22 protein-coding genes and 6 tRNA genes are annotated in these 20,782 nt (G+C 45.8%); 9 read left to right on the forward strand and 19 right to left on the reverse strand.

Features of this window, described 5'->3' with window-relative positions:
- Positions 1–296: 296 nt before the first annotated feature.
- The 10 genes from BM003_RS12200 to BM003_RS12245 all read right to left on the reverse strand — a co-directional run bounded on the left by BM003_RS12200 (position 297) and on the right by BM003_RS12245 (position 4,097).
- Complete coding sequence (locus BM003_RS12200) at positions 297–1,061, reverse strand: replication initiator protein A (protein WP_093673476.1); 765 nt, start codon at positions 1,059–1,061, stop codon at positions 297–299.
- 160 nt (positions 1,062–1,221) lie between these two features.
- On the reverse strand, positions 1,222–2,163 hold the full coding sequence (locus BM003_RS12205; RefSeq protein WP_093673478.1) for a tyrosine-type recombinase/integrase: 942 nt from the start codon (positions 2,161–2,163) through the stop codon (positions 1,222–1,224).
- 113 nt (positions 2,164–2,276) lie between these two features.
- Positions 2,277–2,362, reverse strand: a tRNA-Leu gene (locus BM003_RS12210).
- Positions 2,363–2,387: 25 nt separating this feature from the next.
- Positions 2,388–2,460 (reverse strand) — tRNA-Lys (locus tag BM003_RS12215).
- Positions 2,461–2,478: 18 nt separating this feature from the next.
- Positions 2,479–2,563: transfer RNA gene (locus BM003_RS12220), tRNA-Tyr, on the reverse strand.
- A gap of 21 nt (positions 2,564–2,584) precedes the next feature.
- Positions 2,585–2,660: transfer RNA gene (locus BM003_RS12225), tRNA-Thr, on the reverse strand.
- A 4-nt stretch (positions 2,661–2,664) separates the two neighbouring features.
- Positions 2,665–2,737, reverse strand: a tRNA-Val gene (locus BM003_RS12230).
- Between the two features lie 4 nt (positions 2,738–2,741).
- Positions 2,742–2,813, reverse strand: a tRNA-Glu gene (locus BM003_RS12235).
- A gap of 234 nt (positions 2,814–3,047) precedes the next feature.
- Positions 3,048–3,203 carry a hypothetical protein gene (locus BM003_RS17690; RefSeq protein WP_177184778.1) on the reverse strand — a complete coding sequence of 52 codons (156 nt, stop codon included), beginning with the start codon at positions 3,201–3,203 and terminating at the stop codon, positions 3,048–3,050.
- A 93-nt stretch (positions 3,204–3,296) separates the two neighbouring features.
- Complete coding sequence (locus BM003_RS12245) at positions 3,297–4,097, reverse strand: M15 family metallopeptidase (protein ID WP_093673482.1); 801 nt, start codon at positions 4,095–4,097, stop codon at positions 3,297–3,299.
- Positions 4,098–4,164: 67 nt separating this feature from the next.
- Here BM003_RS12245 and BM003_RS12250 point away from each other — a divergent pair, with 67 nt between their 5' ends.
- Positions 4,165–4,425: a hypothetical protein gene (locus BM003_RS12250; RefSeq protein ID WP_093673484.1), complete on the forward strand. Its 261-nt coding sequence runs from the start codon at positions 4,165–4,167 to the stop codon at positions 4,423–4,425.
- A gap of 164 nt (positions 4,426–4,589) precedes the next feature.
- Here BM003_RS12250 and BM003_RS12255 read toward each other — a convergent pair whose 3' ends face one another.
- Both BM003_RS12255 and BM003_RS12260 read right to left on the reverse strand, forming a co-directional pair.
- Positions 4,590–5,408, reverse strand: a complete 819-nt coding sequence (locus BM003_RS12255) for an AAC(3) family N-acetyltransferase (RefSeq protein ID WP_093673486.1) — start codon at positions 5,406–5,408, stop codon at positions 4,590–4,592.
- Between the two features lie 125 nt (positions 5,409–5,533).
- Entirely contained in the window at positions 5,534–5,959 is a 426-nt protein-coding gene (locus BM003_RS12260) for a universal stress protein (protein ID WP_093673488.1), read from the reverse strand.
- Between the two features lie 406 nt (positions 5,960–6,365).
- On the opposite strand from BM003_RS12260, the gene BM003_RS12265 reads away from it, so the two are divergent.
- Entirely contained in the window at positions 6,366–7,358 is a 993-nt protein-coding gene (locus tag BM003_RS12265; RefSeq protein ID WP_093673490.1) for a DMT family transporter, read from the forward strand.
- Between the two features lie 106 nt (positions 7,359–7,464).
- Here BM003_RS12265 and BM003_RS12270 read toward each other — a convergent pair whose 3' ends face one another.
- The 7 genes from BM003_RS12270 to BM003_RS12300 all read right to left on the reverse strand — a co-directional run bounded on the left by BM003_RS12270 (position 7,465) and on the right by BM003_RS12300 (position 14,617).
- The gene (locus tag BM003_RS12270; RefSeq protein ID WP_245734250.1) at positions 7,465–7,716 is read right to left on the reverse strand and encodes a PepSY domain-containing protein; all 252 of its coding nucleotides are present in this window, start codon (positions 7,714–7,716) and stop codon (positions 7,465–7,467) included.
- A gap of 100 nt (positions 7,717–7,816) precedes the next feature.
- Positions 7,817–9,019, reverse strand: a complete 1,203-nt coding sequence (locus BM003_RS12275; protein WP_093673492.1) for an aminotransferase-like domain-containing protein — start codon at positions 9,017–9,019, stop codon at positions 7,817–7,819.
- A gap of 1,302 nt (positions 9,020–10,321) precedes the next feature.
- Positions 10,322–11,176, reverse strand: a complete 855-nt coding sequence (locus BM003_RS12280; protein WP_218143258.1) for a PhnE/PtxC family ABC transporter permease — start codon at positions 11,174–11,176, stop codon at positions 10,322–10,324.
- A gap of 5 nt (positions 11,177–11,181) precedes the next feature.
- Complete coding sequence (locus BM003_RS12285; RefSeq protein WP_093673496.1) at positions 11,182–11,967, reverse strand: PhnE/PtxC family ABC transporter permease; 786 nt, start codon at positions 11,965–11,967, stop codon at positions 11,182–11,184.
- Complete coding sequence (phnC, locus tag BM003_RS12290; RefSeq protein ID WP_093673498.1) at positions 11,964–12,767, reverse strand: phosphonate ABC transporter ATP-binding protein; 804 nt, start codon at positions 12,765–12,767, stop codon at positions 11,964–11,966. The genes BM003_RS12285 and phnC overlap by 4 nt, the downstream gene beginning before the upstream one ends.
- A gap of 36 nt (positions 12,768–12,803) precedes the next feature.
- Complete coding sequence (locus tag BM003_RS12295; RefSeq protein ID WP_093673500.1) at positions 12,804–13,820, reverse strand: PhnD/SsuA/transferrin family substrate-binding protein; 1,017 nt, start codon at positions 13,818–13,820, stop codon at positions 12,804–12,806.
- Positions 13,821–13,909: 89 nt separating this feature from the next.
- Entirely contained in the window at positions 13,910–14,617 is a 708-nt protein-coding gene (locus BM003_RS12300) for a GntR family transcriptional regulator (RefSeq protein ID WP_093673502.1), read from the reverse strand.
- A gap of 209 nt (positions 14,618–14,826) precedes the next feature.
- Between BM003_RS12300 and BM003_RS12305 the strand changes: the two genes are divergently transcribed.
- The 7 genes from BM003_RS12305 to BM003_RS12335 all read left to right on the forward strand — a co-directional run bounded on the left by BM003_RS12305 (position 14,827) and on the right by BM003_RS12335 (position 20,780).
- Positions 14,827–15,546 carry a GntR family transcriptional regulator gene (locus BM003_RS12305; RefSeq protein WP_177184779.1) on the forward strand — a complete coding sequence of 240 codons (720 nt, stop codon included), beginning with the start codon at positions 14,827–14,829 and terminating at the stop codon, positions 15,544–15,546.
- Positions 15,547–15,712: 166 nt separating this feature from the next.
- Positions 15,713–16,159 carry a phosphonate C-P lyase system protein PhnG gene (gene phnG / locus BM003_RS12310; protein WP_093673541.1) on the forward strand — a complete coding sequence of 149 codons (447 nt, stop codon included), beginning with the start codon at positions 15,713–15,715 and terminating at the stop codon, positions 16,157–16,159.
- Positions 16,146–16,772: a phosphonate C-P lyase system protein PhnH gene (gene phnH, locus BM003_RS12315; RefSeq protein WP_177184780.1), complete on the forward strand. Its 627-nt coding sequence runs from the start codon at positions 16,146–16,148 to the stop codon at positions 16,770–16,772. The genes phnG and phnH overlap by 14 nt, the downstream gene beginning before the upstream one ends.
- On the forward strand, positions 16,773–17,867 hold the full coding sequence (locus BM003_RS12320; RefSeq protein WP_093673508.1) for a carbon-phosphorus lyase complex subunit PhnI: 1,095 nt from the start codon (positions 16,773–16,775) through the stop codon (positions 17,865–17,867).
- Positions 17,868–17,874: 7 nt separating this feature from the next.
- Positions 17,875–18,732 (forward strand): alpha-D-ribose 1-methylphosphonate 5-phosphate C-P-lyase PhnJ, encoded by an 858-nt coding sequence (locus tag BM003_RS12325; protein ID WP_093673510.1) that lies wholly within the window; start codon positions 17,875–17,877, stop codon positions 18,730–18,732.
- Positions 18,729–19,577, forward strand: a complete 849-nt coding sequence (locus tag BM003_RS12330; protein WP_093673512.1) for an ATP-binding cassette domain-containing protein — start codon at positions 18,729–18,731, stop codon at positions 19,575–19,577. The genes BM003_RS12325 and BM003_RS12330 overlap by 4 nt, the downstream gene beginning before the upstream one ends.
- A gap of 9 nt (positions 19,578–19,586) precedes the next feature.
- Positions 19,587–20,780, forward strand: coding sequence for an alpha-D-ribose 1-methylphosphonate 5-triphosphate diphosphatase (locus BM003_RS12335; RefSeq protein ID WP_093673514.1), 1,194 nt, complete (start codon positions 19,587–19,589; stop codon positions 20,778–20,780).
- Positions 20,781–20,782 lie beyond the last annotated feature (2 nt).

A 20,782-nucleotide genomic window follows, 5' to 3' on the forward strand; every position in this document is an offset into this window, starting at 1 on the left:
GCTGTTTTTATACCCCACTATTATTGAAAATTTTGTCCGAGTGTAAAGCAAATCTATAAAATAGATCATGGTAATATTTTCTGGGCTGCTGGGTTATCCGTATTGAATTAAACAGTTTTTTAAATATGAATATAAGAGCAGACAAAAAGAGATCATACGGGTCATTGTGGATCCCTATAAGATCGAAGCTCTGTTTTGTCCTATATGACCAACATAGCTGCATTAATGTGAATATAAATCGAATATAAATCTGTTGATCATTTGTTCCTTAGAGTGAATTCTGAGGCCCCTGAGAGCTATTCCGAATCCTCATTGAGCCAGTCATAATCAGGCAATCCAGGTATGTTGATTCTTGGAGGTTCTTTCAACCCTCGTTTGTACTCTGATTTGGTCATAGCCGTATGTAATGCTCGAGCGAAGTATCTTTCGAAGTCTTCGATTTGAATTCCTTCTTTTTCCTGAAGTTCGATCTGATAAAGAACACGAAAGAACAGTTCTTTGTTCATTCCTTTAAGTGAGAATTGCTTCCAGAGATTGTTAACGATTTCGTCTCTTTTGTTAACAAGATCTTTTAACTCATTATTATTTAGCTCATTATTAATATTCTTATTATTATATGGTGCTCGTATATGGCACTCATGAGTGCTCTCGTTGAGCATTCTTGAATGTTCAGATTGAACACTCCGGGACGAATCAAGCTTGTAAAGGTCTTCATCTGTGTATGAAAGTCTCCCAACGTAAATTCTATTAGGTTGATTGAGTCCCATCCTCTTTTCTTCAATCAATTCATATTTTCTCAGCTCTCCTTTGCATCGACGGATAGTTGAAGCTGAAAATCCTAACATATCTGAGGCATACTCAATTGACATAATGACAAAATGTCGTCCCTTCTTGTCCTTCCATCCATTTGCCATGCTGAGCTTAATCTTGTCCATAAGCACCATGTAAAGCATCTTAGCCTGAGGCATCATATCCTTATACTTTGAGCCATAGATCAGAACTTTAGGTGTTTGAACATAGATCAAATTGTCCGTTTGATCTTCTGTGTAATACTTGATCATTCATGCTTCTCTCCTTTGACAAGACAAAAGAAGACATGCTAACATTTAGAAAACAGAGGTCTAACTTCTGTCCTTTTAACTTAGAGATAGCCGAGCCGCCAAACTCATAGCTATCTCTTATTTAATTATATATAGTTTCAGAATTTTCGTACAATTATAATTAAAAGATCCCCGAGTAATCATGCTTCTTTTCAGCTTGTACCTCCAAATCAGAGCCCCAAATTTGAACGTAGCGCTTCGTTATCTCAATCGACTGATGACCAAGTAACATAGCCAACGAAAATGGGTCCATCCCTCTCATGACAGCATTTTTCGCATACGTTCTTCTGCACACATGAGGACTGACCTGCTTCTTAATGCCAACCGCTTGAGCAGCTTCCCTCAGCTGAGCCTGAAAAGATGATTTACACAGGATCTTATTATCACAGTTGATGAACATATAATCATGCGAAAGACTGCCCCTGACTTTGATGTACGACTGCAACTTTTCGACCATGTTCTTCGACAAAAAGACCAATCTCTGCTGAAGATTCTTTGTTTCTCGAACGATAAGCCTTCTGCCATCAATATCGCCCAACTGAATACCGATACATTCGCTGATTCGTACTCCAGTATCTAACAGCAAATAGAACATGATCAGATTTCGATAACCAGAAAATGATTGCTGCTTCTTGAAGTAGTCAGCGATCTTCTTAACCTCAAAATCCTCAAGAGTTGCTCGGATCTGTTTTCGCTCCCTCAGCAGTTTGATATTTGCGGTTGGATTCTTTTTGATCATCCCTTTCTCTTTAAGATATGAAAAGAACGGTCTCACGCCCCTCAGCTTGCTGTTTATGGACGTAATCTTGATCTTCGACTTCCACAACAAGATAATATCCTCCACATCTTTCTCAGACAGTTCTATGAGTTGCTTATTGATGTGTAACTGCTCCATATCCCTCTTCATTACATGAATCACATTTTCGTAATACGTAATCGTCGTCTCGCGAACATTTTTCAACCGTCTGCTTTTCACAAATTCTTTGATCGCACTTTCATCATCAATCGTCGATGAATGATTGATCAGTTTTTGCTGATCCACTGTCAACATTTTCCTGCGCATGTTATTCCCCTCCACTAGACTAGTGCATTAGATTTTGACGCTTTTTGTCTAGTGCTGAGAGCATAAAAAAAGGACAGCCTACATGACGTAGACTGCCTATTCCAAAGCAATAATGCGGATGAGAGGACTTGAACCTCCACGCCCCGTAAAGGGCACTAGAACCTGAATCTAGCGCGTCTGCCAATTCCGCCACACCCGCAAAGCCAAAATAAAGAAAAAAATAATGGGCCATGAAGGGTTCGAACCTTCGACCCTCTGATTAAGAGTCAGATGCTCTACCAACTGAGCTAATGGCCCACATATAAAATATATAAGTGGTGGAGGGAGAAGGTTTCGAACCTTCGAACCCTAAGGGAACGGATTTACAGTCCGTCGCGTTTAGCCTCTTCGCTATCCCTCCAAAAATAAAAGGTAAACTTTATGGTGCCGGTCAGAGGACTTGAACCCCCAACCTACTGATTACAAGTCAGTTGCTCTACCAATTGAGCTAGACCGGCGGAGTGGAGGATATAGGGCTCGAACCTATGACCCTCTGCTTGTAAGGCAGACGCTCTCCCAGCTGAGCTAATCCTCCAAAGTGACCCGTACGGGATTCGAACCCATGAACCCACCGTGAAAGGGTGGTGTCTTAACCGCTTGACGAACGGGCCATGCTATCCGTCGCAATCGACGTTTTTTATTATATACAGAATGACAAGCCTTGTAAAGCGAAAACAAGAAACCTTTTTATTCAGAATATTCGCCTGTAAAAATAACATGGCTCAAACGGCCGCGCATCACCTTTTTTTCCGCATGCCTGTATCGAGTCAATTATCGAATACACCATTTCTGTACTTGACTAAAAAAAGGAACCCAAATCTTACTTGGATTCCTTTTTTCCTAAGTCAGCTGTTCTCAGGAAACACTTGTTTCTGATGCATCATTTTGTCCATCCGGCCTTTAATTGCATGTCCGGCCCGATTATGCTTCATCATCTGATAACATGCTGCTCCGATACCGATTGATGCAATCAGCGGCATTAGTCCGTTTCTTTGTTTCATTTTGTCCACCACCGTGAAGGTTTTGTCCATTTGATCCGGACATCTATAGATTATCCCTAGCGCAGGATTCAATGAGCGTGAATCGTTGCCAATTCATTCACTGACCGGAACAGCCTTCACGTATTCCTCAAGCGTTTGATTCGCTGCCGCCATCTTTTGCGATGCGGGTAGACCTACATAGCGAAGATGCCATGCCTCATATTCGTATCCGGTTATCGACTCTTTGCCCTCCGGATAGCGGACAATGAAGCCGAAATCCTGCGCGTGCCGTGCAAGCCACTTAGCTTCGGGTGTCTTTCCAAATTCCTGTGTCGCCGCATAGTTCCCATTTCTTCCGGAGACGTCGATCGCAAGGCCGGTCTCATGCTCACTTGTACCCGGTCGCGCACTGTAGTCCAGCGCCTTTTTCTCACCATCTCTCTGGACATAATAATTAAACAGCGCAACCTGCGTTTTATGCGAGCGGTATGCGGACACGCCGGCAAGTTGAATGCCATCACGCTTTGCGGCAGTGAACATTTCTCTAAGCGGTTTTGCAGCAACCGATTGCATCTTCTTCTTTTCCGACTGCCCTGAGAAAATATACGGGACATTCAGATCAACTAGATCCTTTGGAACGTAATCATCCGGCAATTTAAAGTACTTATTAACTAAGACAAGCGTATTTGACGGATCGGCAACCACATGGATACCTCTTTGATTCATCGCAGATACGGTTTTCTCGGACGAAGAAGAATTACCGTTTGCTTTTGGCTTGTTACTCTGGGATGTGGACTTCTTTGGTTGCTGCGTCGGCATATGTTTTGATTGATCCGTCCATGGCCATTGCGCGCAAGCAGATAAACTTAATAAAGCCGCCATTGTTCCTGCGGCATATACCTTTTTATAGTTCATTTATTACTCCATTTATTTTTATTTTTGAATTGATAGACCTTTTGAAATGATCCTTCGAGGTAGAAACATGTCGATTTTTAGCATGTACATATATAGTTTATTCGAAACACGTTGTGATTTCATTATCGTGGCAAAAAAAAGAGATCCAAAACTCGGATCTTTGAAAATGGATTTAGCGAACTGCATCGGCAGTAAACGCCGTGCGCCTCAGTTGGCGACCTATATAAAAGCAATCAAAGCATATCGACCATCAGCCAATGAAAAGCTTCACGTTGATGATTATAGATATAGTCAAGATAATATTAGTCAGCAGCAATTTTCGATTTAACTTAACAGACACTTCGTTTTGTGAAAAATCATTTGATTGATTAACATCCATGATTTTCATCCCCTCAGTGGTTACTCTTTTGATACCTTAAGAATAAGGCGTCTCTATTGAGCCAGCATAACGCTTTTTTTAAGTTAGTGTAAAAAGTAAAACGGATATCCGCTTTATCTATAGTTTTTCTTTAAATAATCTGCCGTGAAGTCGACAATCGCGCGTTGCGAGAGCAGGATGGCAGGTGCCTGACCGACATGTCTGGCACGCAGTTCAGCCGCCCCAGGACGGCTTGCTTCGAACGCTTTACCAATCGTTTCAAAGTTCTCCTCATGGTAATCCCCATCTTGATAGGTAACCCACTGTCTTCTTCCCTTTACTCGGACCGGACTTGATCTTTTGACGATCTCGAGCTTGCCGGACAGGTATTCGCCTAGATGCATCGACGTGTTGTTTCCATAACCGATGCCAAGAAGCAGAACATAGCCGTGCTGTTCGTAAATTTTTCCAAGAGGCGATTTTTTTCCCAATCCGTTGTCGAGCGAATGATGGGCCAGCAGCGCGTCCCGTCCATTTCCCCATGCACAAAAAGAGTAAATCGGATGATTACTGCGCCGTACATCCGGAAACGAGCGAAAAATCTCAGCCGTTCGCCCCATCCCGCATGTCGGTGTCCGGCGTGGATCAAATGCCGGCATTTCATGATAGATATCACGCAGCCATGTTTGCGGCACCGGTGGATTTTCCCAGTCTGCCGGATCTGACACGTCCGCACTATGCGCCGGCATCACTAACGTTCCTGCCTGAGTCAGCACATCCTGAAGTGCCATGATAAGCGTAGATGGCCCGCCGCAAACCCAACCGATCTGGCTTAATGAAGCATGCACAATAACAGTCATGCCCTCTTCTAAACCGATTTTTCGCAAATCCCTTGTCAGTAGGGAATGCGTTACCGCGTTCTTGCTTCGTTTAATCACTTCCGCCTCAGACATGACCGACAACCATCCTTTAAAATTTGATTATTTGTGCGACAGGAAAAGGCACCCCCTCATTGTTCTTAGAAGAGAGCGCCTTCTCTATAAGATGCTTCGTTCGTTTTTAAAACCATTGTACCCTGTTACTTGATGATCAATACAGGAATCTTTGAACGCTGAACAACGCCATGACTGACACTGCCAAGAAATTCTTTGACTCCGCTCAATCCTCGACTGCCAATGATGATGAGGTCGTAGCCATTTTGGCTCGCAAAGTCAAGAATTGTCCGTACTGGTTGACCTTCTTTAACAAATGTATGCGTGGCGTTCGGAAGTTCATCAAGAACTTTATCAGTTCGTTTAACCACTTCATGCCCGTACTTAAGTGTCGATTCGCGGACTTCGCGATAGACATCACCGACAATGAACTGATTTGTTGGCACCGTCACCACATTCAGTACGTCAAGCTCCGTATTTTCGTCGATCCGCGCCAAATCAACCGCTTTTTGAAGCGCTTTCTTTGATAAGTCCGAATCATCGTAGGATACCAGAATTTTTGAGAACAACATATCAAATCACCGCCTTCTCACATTTAGGCACAGGTCTGTTCCGAAAGAGCGTATCACCACGAGCTCTGTTTTTCAATGATGTTCCATGATTTATACCTTCATGATGACATCCTTTGAACATTCCCTGCTACCCTTATTTTACCACAGGTTCCGCTAAGAAGAGTGCAAAATAATGCAGCACGGCTCTAATTTTCTTTAAGGAAATCCATTGCTTTCCAAGTGTCCAATTTTACGATAACTACTTACCATTTTCTAATATCTGCGTTATATTAGTAGATGACGAAATAGATGTGGCAAGTATTAGTTGGTAACGTTTTCATTGTATGTGGCTCACGCCGGTCTTTCGCGGCTCTTAGTAAAGCGATCAGATCACCTTAAAAATACGGTGAGAAATCGAGGTTTTATCATGAAAAAAGGTCTTATTTTTATTGCTTTTTCCGCACTCTTCTTTAGTACGATGGAAATTGCCATCAAGCTGGTGGCAACGGACTTTAACCCAATGCAATTGAACTTTCTGAGATTTTTAATCGGATCGATTATTCTTTCACCGCTTGCTCTTCGGCACTTGAAAGGAAGCGGATTTACGCTTGATAAAAGCAAGATGCTCTACTTTCTCTTCTCAGGGTTTATGTGCGTCGTGGTCAGTATGACATTTTTTCAAATGGCGATTGTTTATTCAAAAGCGTCAACGGTCGCTATTTTGTTTAGCTGCAACGCAGTATTTGTCATTCCGTTCGCGCATTTCTTTCTGAAAGAGAAGTTGACGAAACTGTCGCTCTTGTCACTTGTGATAAGCCTGATCGGCATGATTTGCATTGTCAACCCTGAAAATCTGACGAATGTTACCGGCATCACGCTTTCACTTCTTGCCGCTATTACTTTTGCTCTGTACGGAATTATCGGCAGAAAAGGAAGCTTGACCTATGGTTTTGATGGTGTCGTTCAGAGCAGTTTCAGCTTTCTGACCGGCAGTGCCGAGTTGTTAGTATTGATGTTGATTACCAAGATTGGTTTTGTCGCACATTGGCTGCAAAGCGTTGGTCTTGGTCAATTCGGCAATATTCCGGTATTGCAGGGTATTTCATGGAACACAGTACCGGCCTTGATCTATCTCGGTGTATTTGTCACCGGACTCGGCTTCAGCTTTTACTTTCTCGCAATGGAGGCAACATCTGCGTCGACTGCTTCGCTGGTCTTCTTCATTAAGCCGGCATTGGCACCGATTCTCGCCTTATTCATTCTGAGAGAAGCAATCACGCTAAATGTTCTGTCAGGAATTCTGCTCATTCTCGCCGGTTCCTGCGTGGAACTATTCTCAGATAATCGTCAGGCAAAACTTGAGAAGATGCGTTCACTTAAGCAAACCGTCGGCACTGCAAACCAGGCGCACATCAGGTGAACTTGGGCAATGAAAAAAGATGTCGACCCTTTACCGGGTCGGCATCTTTTTTATGCTGGCTTCGTCCTTTTCAAGGCTTGCAAAGCCAAGTTTCCTAATTGCCTTTTTAGTCTTCCACTTCAACGCTTAGTATCCGCCCGTCCCTTGACGCAATCTCCACTTCATAAACAATACCTTGGTCAGTCAGCACATACACTTCATACTTTAATAAATGATTATCGAGTTCAAGATCGACATGGATAATCTGGCCTGGAACTCTGGCAACAGCAATTTCCGCCGCCTGCTGTGCCGTAATCCTCTGCCGATACCCATTCGGATACTGATTCATGTTTCTGTCCGCAGGATCATGACCATACATAAAGAACCCGCCCCCTCATCAATAGCTTCCATCTCTTTTAAGATATGATGAGTGACGTTTCTCGTGACAACCGCCTATAGGATGCGTGCAGTCCTTTGAATTAACAAACGCTACGCTTCTGCTTTTGGTAAACCTTGGCCAACGTTTGAATCGCCTCACGAATCTGCGCTTCATCACAGAAACTGAAAGCAAGTCGCAAATTATTTGTCGGTTTTCCATCCAAGTAAAAGGATTTGCCGTCGACAAAGCTGACACCGGCTTCAACTGCGTCATGCAGCAGTCGGGTAGTATCAATTTTCTCTGGGAATGTCAGCCACAGAAAGAACCCGCCTTCCGGCTTTTCAAAGGATACCTCGTCGCCAAAAAAGTCGTTGATCGCTTGTACCATCGCATCGCGACGCATTCGATAGCCTGCGACAAGCGGTTTCAAATGTTCTGCGAAATCCACCTTTTCAAGGAAACAGCTGACTACTTCCTGCATCAGAACACTGGTCAGTCCTTCTGTCTTCACGATTTTAATCCGGTTGAGCACTTCCGGATCGCTGATTATCCAAGCCATTCGGATACCGGGTGCGACAATTTTCGAGAACGTACTCATATAAATCACCCGCTCCGGACCGAACGAATAGATAGACGGCAAGAACTCGCCGTCAAAGTTCAATTCCACATAAGCGTCGTCTTCGATGATGTAGAAATTATACGTGTAGGCAAGCTCCGCCAACTTCTTGCGTCGTTCAACTGAAAGACTAATTCCTGCCGGATTGTGGTAGTTCGGTAGCACATAGATAAATTTCGGCATCGGACGTTTGCCCTCGGAAGCCTCAATTAACGCCTCTTCAATGAGGTCGACACGAAGTCCCGCCTCATCAACGGGAAATGCGGTCAGCTCATTTTGCGCCAAATAGAACGCGCGTAACGCACCGAAGTACACCGGTGCTTCGACCCATACCGAATCCCCGGGATCAGTCAACGTCCGAGCCACCAAATCAATGCCTTGGTTGGAACCGGACGTCACCATAATTTGATCCGTATCCACTTGGATAGACCGAAGCTTCGAACGCTCGCGGATCCATTCGAGAATCTTTTTCTGACCTGGTCCTCCTGAATATTGGAGTGCTTCTGTTCCCTCGGATTTCAGCGCTTTTACAGCGGCTTCGGCCAGCCCGTCAATTGAAAAAGAATTTGGGTACGGAAAGCCAAATGCTAACGGAATCAGCCCCGGATGTTCACCGGCGAAAGCTGATCCGATCAGCGGCACACCGTCAAAACGTTTTGAAAATTGATACTGTTCCAATTTTTCCATTGATGGATCCTCCCCATTCAAAAATCTTCTGATGCCAAGCTGATGGCTCGTCCTACATGTGCAACCTAGCGCTTCAGCTTTCTTAGTTATGACTCTTCTGATAATACTCACATTTATTATAATAAAAAATAATCAGTTATGGCTATACGAAAATCAAATATATTTTCATGATAATAATTTTTCGTTATACATTGTTTGGATCTTCCGGTTGCAGGGCTTTGGCCTCTATTCAGAGAGCAGTCCGGAAAAACAAGCATTAGAAAAACCAGGCACAGCCCGGTCCTTACTTCCGCATGATGCGGTGACTTTCGCGTTGCATACAGGACGTACTTTCACAGGATGCGGTGACTTTCGCGTTGCATACAGGACGTACTTTCACAGGATGTGATGACTTTCGCGTTGCATATAGGACGTACTTTCACAGGATGTGATGACTTTCGCGTTGCATACAGGACGTATGCGTACTTAGCGAAAGATCCTTACATACGAAAGATCCCTTACAATTAGCGAAAGCTCCTCTTTATAGCGAAGGTTCCGAGAGCGAATAAAATAAGCGGAATTTTTCCGTCTATTTAAGCGATTTTTTCGTTCATTTTCAAAATAAGCGGGATCTTTCCGTTTATTTCTCAGATTGGGTGCTTATCTGATCCGCCCAACCGAATCTTATGACCTTATCGTCGTACCGGCAAGGCAAAACGCTATATTTTTTTTACTTATAAGAAAAACAGGGCATTAAGCGCCCGATCCTTGGCTGTCACTCTGAAAACGGCGTTGATCCATCAACCTTGAGCTTGAGCGACACTTCAGCTGCTCGCTTGCCGCGGGCAGTCCGGAAGCCTCCTCGAACAGACGATTATCTGCGGGGTCTCCCCTGGCCTGCACTCCCGCAGGCGCCCTCGCGCTTACGTGTCTGGATTTATTATCTGGGGGCAGCATGCTCAAAATCACATACTTTTTTTACTTATTAGAAAGCTTGGCTTTGCCAAGTCTCCGGCGACGGCAAAGACTTAGTTGCACTCGTTTCCTTGAATCTTTAATTTTTTTATGCTTTTTTAACTTGTGAAAAAAGAGCCCTTCACAGGGCCCAAATTCTGGGATAGAGATCATATAACTACCCAAAATTAGTCTAATCGTTCTATCTGTTCATAATCTGAACAGATTCCTTCTGATCTATGGCTGGAAATGAGATAAAAAAAATGAGCCTATAAGGCCCAATCTCGGGGGTAAATGCATTTGCCTTACCCACAGTTTACTTTAATGTATGGATCTATACATAATCTGAACAGATGAATCTACAGACAGTCACGCACGGACTTTATTTTTAATTTTTATAGACATGAATTCGAGGAGCATGGCGACGATCAGGATTAGGTACGTAATAACGCCCATTTCATGAAGATTATAATAGAACGCGCTGTCCATGAACATGTCGTAACCGATACCGCCCGCGCCGGCGGCAGCGCCCATGGCCACTGAGACACCAAAGTTTATTTCGAAGCGAATAAACGTCCAGGAAATCAGAGAAGTAAGCGATGAAGGCAGTACCGCTTGGCAAACAATTTGCCACCAGCTCGCGCCGCATCCTTCCAGAGCTTCGATCGTTCCCTGATTCAACTCTTCAAACGACTCTGAATAGGCTTTAGTCAGGTAGCTGATCGAGTGAAAAGACATACCGATCACTGCAGCTACACTGCCGAGTCCTGCGGATACTGCGAAAATCAGCACCCAGAGCACAGTTGGCACCGCACGAATCACGGCGACAAATCCTTTAATGCTATTGGACACTGTTTTATTTGACAGATTTTCTGCAGCCAGCATACCAAGGAATAACGCGATAATTGCCCCGATCAAGGTGGTCAGAACGCCTAATGACAGCGTGATGAACAACTGATAGATGGCTTCAAGCAATGTGAAATGCGCAAACTGCGGTTGAAAAAAAATGGTTTTAAAATTAGCCAATGTACTCATTAATCCCTTTAATAAATGGACGCCCTGGTAGTTAAAGGTTGCAAACCCAACGATGGTAAGGACGGCAAGGATGAGCATGGTCAGGCGGATCGCGATGTTGGCTTTTGACAGGACCCGTATCTTAATCCGTCCTTCTTGAAAAGGAGGCACCCCTCCGTTAGTCAGTACAGGTCCGGCTGTTTTAGTCATTGCCATTACAGCATCACCCTCCTGACATAATTCGAAATTTGTTCAATCAAAAGAATGGATAGAACAATTGAGAGAACCACCAGACTTGCCGAATGATAGTCCATTTTCTTATAGTACAGATCAAAAACAAAACCAATTCCTGATCCGGTAAGAATCCCTACCAAAGTGGCAGCTCGTATATTCGTTTCAATCATGAAAAGCACCCAACTGATCAGCTGAGAAACACTCATCGGAATCACCGCTTGAAAAACGATTGAGAAAAAGTTTGCACCGGTCGCTCGCAACGCTTCAACGGTATCCGCGCCAACTTCATCAATTGTTTCCATGAATGCGCGAGTCAGAAAACCAAATGAAGCAACAAACAGAGCGAAATAGCCGGTCAGTGAGCTTTGACCAAATGAAAAGAGCAGCACAAGCGCCCATATACTGACGTCAATATTTCGAAAAATATTCGCAATCAACCGGCTCAATGTTGCAAGAAAATTGTTGATTTTGGTCACTCGTGACCCAATCAACGCGAAAACAAGTGCAAAAATGGCCGCGACAGAAGCAGAAGCAATGGAGATCAACAGCGTCTCCTGCAATTTTGCGAGAATATCCGGAAGCTTTGCAAATGAGTCGGCTACAGGATAAAAGTTGCCGAGTGACCACACAATGGCTTTAGGAATCGAGCTGAAGCATTTGGCTAAGCTGAATTCTGTCATTGACGCGGCACCAAAAGCAAGCAACACGAGGACCAGCAAAATACCACCAGAGTAGAGGCGTTTTTTCATCAGAAAGTTGGATCTCATATTTTTTGCGCCACTTCTTTCGGCTTTTGAATGATGAGGTTCAATGCTTCGGGATCCGAACCGTAAATTCTCCGGATATCCTCATCGGTCAGATTGGCAGGCAGACCGTCATAGACAACGCGACCGCCACTGATACCGATGATTCGATCCGAATAGTTCAAGGCAACATCCAACTGATGCAAATTCACCAAAACTGTAATTCCAAGAGTCGTGCATATATTTTTCAAATGATCCATGATCACTTTTGAGGAGTTCGGATCAAGCGAAGCGATCGGTTCATCCGCGAGCAGGACCCTTGGTTCCTGAACGAGCGCTCGCGCTATGCCGACACGTTGTTTTTGGCCGCCGCTCAGTTGATCACAGCGCTTATAGACTTGTTCATTCAGCCCCAATGACTGAATGATTTTGATTGCCTGCTTTTTTTCATTCTCGTTATATAATCCAAGAGCGCCAACCAAAGCCGATTTGTAACCAAGACGGCCATGCAGAACATTTTCAAACACACTCAGGCGTTCCACTAGGTTATAGTTTTGAAAAATCATGCCGATTTTCGTCCGCAAAGCTCTTAAATCATGTTTTTTGTTGATTTTCAGCATATCTGCGCCGTCAAAAATAATTTCTCCGCTTGTTGCGTCAATCAAACGATTGATGCAACGAAGGAGAGTTGATTTCCCCGCTCCCGAAGGACCGATGATGGAAACTAACTCTCCCTCATTTACGGAGAAGTTAACGTCAGATAACGCCACAGTAGAATTGCCATATTGCTTGGAGACATTTTTAAACTGCAATAACGTCGTCATAGCTAACTCCTCGATTCATTTTTCGTTCGCTAAGTCTTATTCGGTCAGTTTTCTGATTTCATCAAACCAAGAATCCTCGATTTTAAGGAAGCGTTCATCCTTTGTTTTCGCATACATTCCTTTAGAACCTTCAGGAGCGAATATTCCCTTGTCATTAGCCACCTTATCTGAGGTAAGCGTATCAAGAATCTTTTTCTGGTCTGCTTTGCTTAACGTTTCTGTATTCATAACAACCGGGGCATTCAGTACCGGTGTCACAGAGAGTACGGTAAATTCTTTGCCGGTGAGATTATTAAAGGGTTCGGCAGCGCCGCTCTTCACTTTATAAGTGGTTCCTTCTTTATCAAATTCTCCGCTTGCAACATCAACATAGCGTTCCAGTTCAGTATCGCAGAAAGCTGCGACATCCACTTTCCCGCTTAATAGATTAACCGCTGATCCCTGGTGAGATTGGCCAAAAAGTACTTGTTTGAAGAACTTGCCACCGGTTTGGAGATCATCCTGAGTCAGATTGTCCGATTTAAAATTAGCAATGATTCGTGATGACGGAACAACAAAACCTGAAGTGGAGCTCGTGGATACGAAAGACATTCTCTTGCCTTTAATTCCCTCAAGCGAGTAGCTGCTGCCGTTTTTGTATTTATCTGCGTCTTTTGCATTGACGGCCAACCAGCTGTAGTAGACTGCATCTTTCAAAGTTCCTGAAGCGCCACTGTTGACAACCAACGGTACAACTTTGGAATTTTTCTTATGTGCTTCAATGTAACCTTGGGCAGCTAAGAAGCCGATATCTGCATTGCCGCTGGCAACTGCTTCAATAGCAATGTTGTAGTCCGTCGTTAATTTGTCAACAACCTTTTTACCCGTTGCATCGGCAATCACTTTATCGAGTGCTTGGCGGGCATCTTTCATATCCGCACCAGATTCATTAGGATACCAAACTACCGTAATCGTTTTTTTCTCGCTGCTTCCTGACCCGCTTCCATTTGATGAGCATGCGGCAGTTAAGAGTAGGAGTGCCAATACAAGAAAACCAATGACTGCTTTTTTCACTTTTTGTTCCCTCCGAAATCATTTTCAGTGAGCGGTACGTATACTTCGTAAACAAAGGATCCTAGATCGTCTTGAGAATCGACAGTTAGTCAAAAGGTAACACAACTCTTATTGAGATCACCACGGATTCTGGACATGCTGTATTCCATTAAATTCACGCCGCGATGCGTCACGAAGCTTTCAATTTGCAGAATGGGTGCATGGTCGGCAATGTTAAGGATCTGTGCATCCCGCGGTTCCGGAAGCGCCGCACGCACGATAGATTTTAATCGTCTCGGCTGCAGCTGGTAATTCCGTGACAGCAACGCATACAGAGAATGGAATCCGGTTAAATGGGCTTCTAAGTCAGGGACTAAGTAAGCCGGCATCACCGTGGTCGTGATCGACAAAGGCACATCGCCTGTGCTTCTTAAAATTTCTAGAGCATAAACGGTTTCATCGATGCCCAGCGCCAGCTGATCTTGCTCACGCTGTTTCGCTGCCCGCTTTTCCCAGTGCAGAAGTGCAACACGAGGAACGATTCCTTTTTCCTTCATGATTGAGGAAAACGCTGTTCTTGATGAAAGTTCATAGTCGATCGGCACCTTTCTCGATGTGACGAATGATCCTTTGCCCTGCCGCGTTGTCACCCATCCGGTCTCTTCTAACCGCGCGACCGCACGACGCAACACCGACCGCCTCGCGCCAAACAAAACCTGCAATTCTGCTTCTGAAGGAATACGATCTCCCTCTTGATAAAGCCCTTGACTAATTGCCTGAATAAAGTAGTCGGCAATCTCAATATGCTGCACATCCATAGAGACCAGCTTCGACCCCCTCTCAGTTCCTTTGTCCCTACATAGTGTAATGCAAAACAACGTAAAGAAAGTTAACCCAGGTTTAACGAATTGTAAAGATTTAGAAAATTCAACAACTGGCGTTGCTTTTCTTCCTTATATGGCGATAAATTATGATTAGGCAAATAAGCGACAGCCCATGTCGATCAAGGATTGGAGCGCTCGCTCAGATGAACAAAACTCAGGCTATTTATGCAGATATTGCACAAAAATTAACCGAACAAATTGAAGATGGCAGCTTTGAAAGTGGCGATAAACTGCCGTCTGAACGCGAGCTGTGCGCACAATTCGGTGTCAATCACCATGTCATTCGTTTTGCACTCGCGCGACTGATTCATCTTGGACTGATTTTTCCTCATCAGGGAAAAGGTTTTTTTGTTTCGGAGCGCATTCGCGAAATTTCTTATCCGCTTACCAAGCGAACCCGTTTCACAGAAAATCTCCAAAAACAGGATGTGCACGCTGACGGTAAATTGCTCGGTTGGCAGATCAGGCAACCGAATCAAAAGGAATGCCAGACTTTGCAGCTGCGATCAAGTGATCAAGTCTATGATCTGCACATCATCCGCTATGCTTCAGGGCAGCCCATCTCCTTAACCCAAACCATTCTTGCGGCGCGCCGTGTCCCCGGACTTGAAACCTTTTTAACGGATTTTCATTCCCTTTATCAACTGCTTGACGATCACTTTAATATCAAACCTTTACGCACAAAATCTGTCCTCCAGGCAGTTATTTCCTGCCGGCAGGATACGGAATGGCTGGGCATTCCGGAAAATGTACCCATTCTTGAGATCGAAAGTATCGCTAATGATCCGGTTGCAAGCCAGCCATTTGAAATCAGCCGCTCCCGTCTGCGCGGGGATATGTGCCGGTGCCTGATCCACTTTTAACATACATTCACTTTATGACTTTATGCGTCCATGTCACCGCTCTATTTGAATCCTGACTGCTGAATCCTTCTAGCACTTTACACTTTTTTTACACTACATTCATGATTCGTACTTATCGATAAGTTACAGTGCTCTTGTAGGTGAAAAAGAAAGGGAGGCTCTTTCAATGGTGACAATGACCAAACAACACCTCAGCCGAATCACGAGCGCTTGCTCGCTTCCTCTATTAGAAGAAATCGCGCACAAAATCGAACAGGAACAGAGAGTACGGGTGGAGCGCGAGCCGCAAACCTCACTGATCATGACCAAAGCCAAGGACTCCGTCTCCGGTCAGCCTTTTTATCTTGGTGAAGTACTCGTCACCGAATGTACCCTATCCGTCGATGGACAGCTAGGAATCGGCATCGTTATCGGAAGACAACCACTACGCGCCTATTGTATGGCCGTCATCGACGCAGCGCACAACGCGGGGCTGCCGGTGCTCGATCAATGGGAATCCCAATTTCATGCAGAAGAACAGCGTATTCAGGAGCAGCATGCTTTAGAATATGCACGCAACGCACAGTCCCAAGTCCATTTCGATACGATGGAGGAATACAATGACAAACGCTAACGCCTTTCATCACGTTCACGACACGCGAAAACTGTATCGACGTTTGCTTGACAGTATGGCAAGACCGGGAAAGATCAATGACATTGCCGACCTTCTCCGCGGAGTCCCGGAAACGTGTCCATGTTCACCCGGCACCTATGCGCTTGCACAAACGCTGCTGGATCAACAAGTCAGCTTCTATTACTATTCACAGGAATTAAACGCTGATGATGCGGAGCGCGCGATTGAATGGACAACCGGGAGCCGTCATACGGCTTCAGACGCTGCTGACTATTGGTTCATCGACACGTCTCCGGAAATAGATGAAATCGATTCGATCATGCAATCGGTCCGCATCGGCACGCTGACCGAACCGGAAAAGAGCGCAACGATTGCCCTTCACGTTCGCAAGCTATCCGGAGCCGATGATTTGACGCTGCCAATGATCCTGCGCGGTCCGGGCATCAATGGCTGGCACCTGCTTTCCGCAGAAGGTATGAACATCGAGTGGCTGCGCTTACGTTCCGAACGCAATCGTGACTATCCGACCGGCTGTGATTTCGTCTTATTCGACGATGATGGACAGATCGCTGCGCTGCCGAGAACAACGCGCATCGAAAGAAGGGGTTTCTAAATGGGATATGTTGCGGTAACCGGCGGACAAAAAGCGATCGAAGCTGCCGACCGGATCAATCAATGGTACCGAATCAAAGATGCAGCGCACAGCCTAGAGACCATTGAGATCGAAAAACAATTACGTCATCTTACCGATCGCGTGATGAGCGAGGGCGGTCTTTACGCCTCAGAATATGCTGCACTTGCCATTAAACAGGCAGAAGGTGATCTTTGCGAAGCCGCCTTTCTCATGCGTGCGTATCGATCCACACTCGAGCGAACTTATGAATCAGAAATCATAGATCCAGGTCAAATGCGTGTCATTCGCCGCATTTCTTCCGCTTTTAAAGATATTCCGGGTGGTCAAATGCTCGGCCCAACCATGGATTATACGCATCGCCTGCTTAACTTTACCCTTGAAAATGAACAGGCACATGTTCTGCAGGAATTATTAAAAGAGCAAATACCAGAATTTGATACAAATCAGACGCTCTCCTTTCCAAAGGTTGCCGGTCTGCTTCGCGAACAAGGCTTGCTGTTTCCGCCAAAGTCATCGGGTGCCTTGTTCGATATTACACGAGACAAGCTGACCTTCCCAGCCCCGAGATCCGCTAAGCTTCAAATTCTGGCTCGCGGAGAGACCGGTGCGATGACCGCACTGGCTTACAGCAGTATGCGTGGCCATACCACCAACCATCCGACAGTCGGTGAATTGCGGGTCGGCTATGTGGAAGTCACCATTGCCTATCCATTTGACTCCAGCGAAAGTCTCTGTCTTGGTGAGCTCATGCTGACCGAGGTCGAAACCATCAATGCTTTTGAACGTGATGATCAGGGCGATGTGAAGCTGAGGCTCGGCTACGGGCTGACCTTCGGGCAAAACGAGACGAAAGCCATCGCCATGGCCATTCTCGAACAAGGTCTTGAAACAAAGGGCGAAACGCCGTCCCAAGATGAAGAATTCGTTCTTCTCCATGTCGACAGCATTGAGGCCAACGGATTCGTGTCGCACTTAAAATTGCCGCATTATATCACCTTCCAATCGAAACTGGATGTCTTGCGGCAAACACAGAAACTAGCCGAGTCTGAAAAAACGGAGACGCCAAAGGAGTGACACCACCATGCAGGCACATTTGAAACAGACGTACAATTATGCCTTTCTTGATGAGGGATCCAAAAAAGAAATTCGTCGCACAACACTTAAAGCGGTGGCCATTCCCGGTTATCAAGTGCCGTTTGCCTCCAGAGAAATGCCGATCGGCCGCGGCTGGGGGACCGGCGGGCTGCAGCTGACTCTGTCACTGATCGGCGATCAAGACTGTCTGAAAGTGATCGACCAGGGAAACGACGACAGCGTCAATGCTGTCAGTATCAAAAAGTTGGTCCAGTCCTGCACAGAGGCCGAGGTCACGACCGATTCCGAGCGTGCGACGCTCATTCAGACCCGCCACCGTATTCCCGAAGTCCCGATTCGTGCCGATCAAATTCTCATTTTTCAAGTGCCGCTGCCGGAACCGCTTCGGATGGTCGAAGCCAAGGAGCGCAAAACGAAGCAGCTGCATGCGGAAATGGATTACAGCGGGATTTGGCTGCGCTTATATGAAGACATTGTCAAATGGGGGAAAATCAGCATCGGTGCCGACTACCCGGCACTCGCACATAAACGCTACATTTTCGCACCAAGCCCGATCCCCCGCTATGATCTGCCTAAGCTGAACCGGGCAGATGGGCTGTTTCTGTTCGGTGCCGGCCGCGAGAAGAAAATCTATGCGATTCCGCCTTATACAGACGTCGAACCGCTCGCTTTTGACGATTATCCATTTGAAGTCGAACATTTCGATGGGTGTACCTGCCGGCTATGCGGCAGCAATGATACCTTCCTCGATGAGATTTTTGATGAAACAACCGGACAGAAATTCTACCAATGCTCTGATACCGGCAACTGCCAAAAAAGACAAGAAAAGAGGCATACACCATGATCCATGATGAAAGCCGCCCGCTGCTTAGCGTTCGTCACTTGACGAAGCGGTTCGGTAAAGGCTGCGTTGCCTGCAGCCATCCGGAACAGCTGCCTGAAGGGAACAATCATTGTCCGCACTGCGGTACGGTCTGGGCAGTCAATGACATTTCCTTTGATCTCTATGAAGGGGAAATTCTTGGAATCGTCGGTGAAAGCGGATCGGGGAAAAGTTCGCTTGTCCAATGCCTTTATTTTGACAATACGGTCACTGATGGATCAGCGACTATTGCCACCTATCAGGATGGGACGGCCAATATCTTCCGTGAATCCTCTCAGCAAAAGCGCTATATTCGCAATCATTTAATGGGCATGGTTTACCAAAATCCGTGGATCGGGCTGAGGATGCAATTCTCAAGCGGCGGAAATATTGCCGAAAAGCTGATTGCCGCCGGAACATTCAATGTACATGAGATACGCGCACGTGCCAAAGAGCTGCTTAATCATGTTGAGATTCCAGTCACGAGAATGGATGAAGCCCCGCTCCACTTCAGCGGCGGCATGCAGCAGCGCGTGCAAATTTCCAAGGCACTGGCTAATCATCCACCCATTCTGCTGCTGGATGAAGTGACCACCGGCCTTGATCTATCGGTTCAAGCGCGCGTCCTTGATCTGATCCGCCGCATCCAACGAGAAAGTCGAACAGCCATGATTGTTGTCTCGCATGATCTCGGTGTCATCCGTATGCTCTGTGATCGAACGATGGTGATGAAAGAAGGACGCTGCATCGAAGCCGGATTAACCGACCAGATTCTCGAAGATCCGCATCATGCCTATACTCAGCTGCTCGTCCACTCTTTATTGTGAGGTGCCAAAATGAAAATCTATCATGCAAGAATCGTATTACCCGATCAAGTCATTGAGAACGGCTATGTTTCCATTGAAGAGGACCGAATCGCTCAAATTGAACCAGGGGAACCGGACACTGTGGAAGATGAAGATCTTGATGCAGGAGGAAAATGGCTGATTCCTGGTTTGATTGATTCGCACAGTGATGCGATTGAAGTAGAAATTGAACCGCGTCCGACAAGCCGCTTTAGCATTGAACTCTCCTTTGCCGAACTGGAAAAGAAACTGGCTGCTGAAGGGATCACAACCATCTTCCACGCGGTTTCTTTAATGAAGCAGAATACCGTGCGCAAAGGCCGGGAAAACGAGACCGTATACACACTGATTGAATCGCTAAATCGTTTAGCCGGTGGTCCGCACTTGATCCGCCACAAAACGCATCTGCGTTACGAGATTGCCAACATCGATGCACTGGCTGCGGTTTCCGCATTGATCCAAAACGGCAAGATCGATCAGTTGTCCCTAACTGATCATACGCCTGGTCAGGGACAGTATCGCGATTTAGAAGTTCAGCGCCGTCTATTGGTCGAACATCGCCACTATTCTGAACAAGAAGCAGAGCAAATTATTGACGAAACGAAAAAACTGCCTAAGCTTGACCCGCAAAGTATTGCGAAGCTGACACAATTAGCCAGCGCATACGGTGTGCCCGTCGCTTCACATGATGATGATACGATTGAAAAGCTTGAGATTGTCCGCAGCTGGCAGGCAGGCATCAGCGAATTTCCAATTACGATTGAAGCGGCGCGATACGCGCGGCAACTCGGAATGCTCACCGTAATGGGCGCACCGAATCTCGTGCTTGGAAAATCGCACAGCAATAACTTATCCGCCCATGAAGCCGTCAAAGAAGGACTTGTCGACATCTTCTGCTCGGATTATTACCCGGCATCGCTATTGCATGCGGCCTTTAAATTGCACTATGAGTTCGGCATCAGTGCCTCTCAGGCATTTAACACGGTGACACTCAATCCGGCCAAAGCGCTGCATCTTGACCCGTTGATCGGATCGATTGAATTAGGAAAGAAAGCCGATCTGCTTGTTGTCGACGTCAGTGAAACCAGCAGGCCACAGCTCACTCACGTCTTTGTCGACGGCTCAGAGGTCTGCCGCATGCATTATCTGACACCACAGCCGCAGCAAACAGTCGAGGGAAGGTGAGC

It is taken from the genome of Sporolactobacillus nakayamae (assembly GCF_900113325.1).
In the GTDB taxonomy this organism is placed as follows: domain Bacteria; phylum Bacillota; class Bacilli; order Bacillales; family Sporolactobacillaceae; genus Sporolactobacillus; species Sporolactobacillus nakayamae.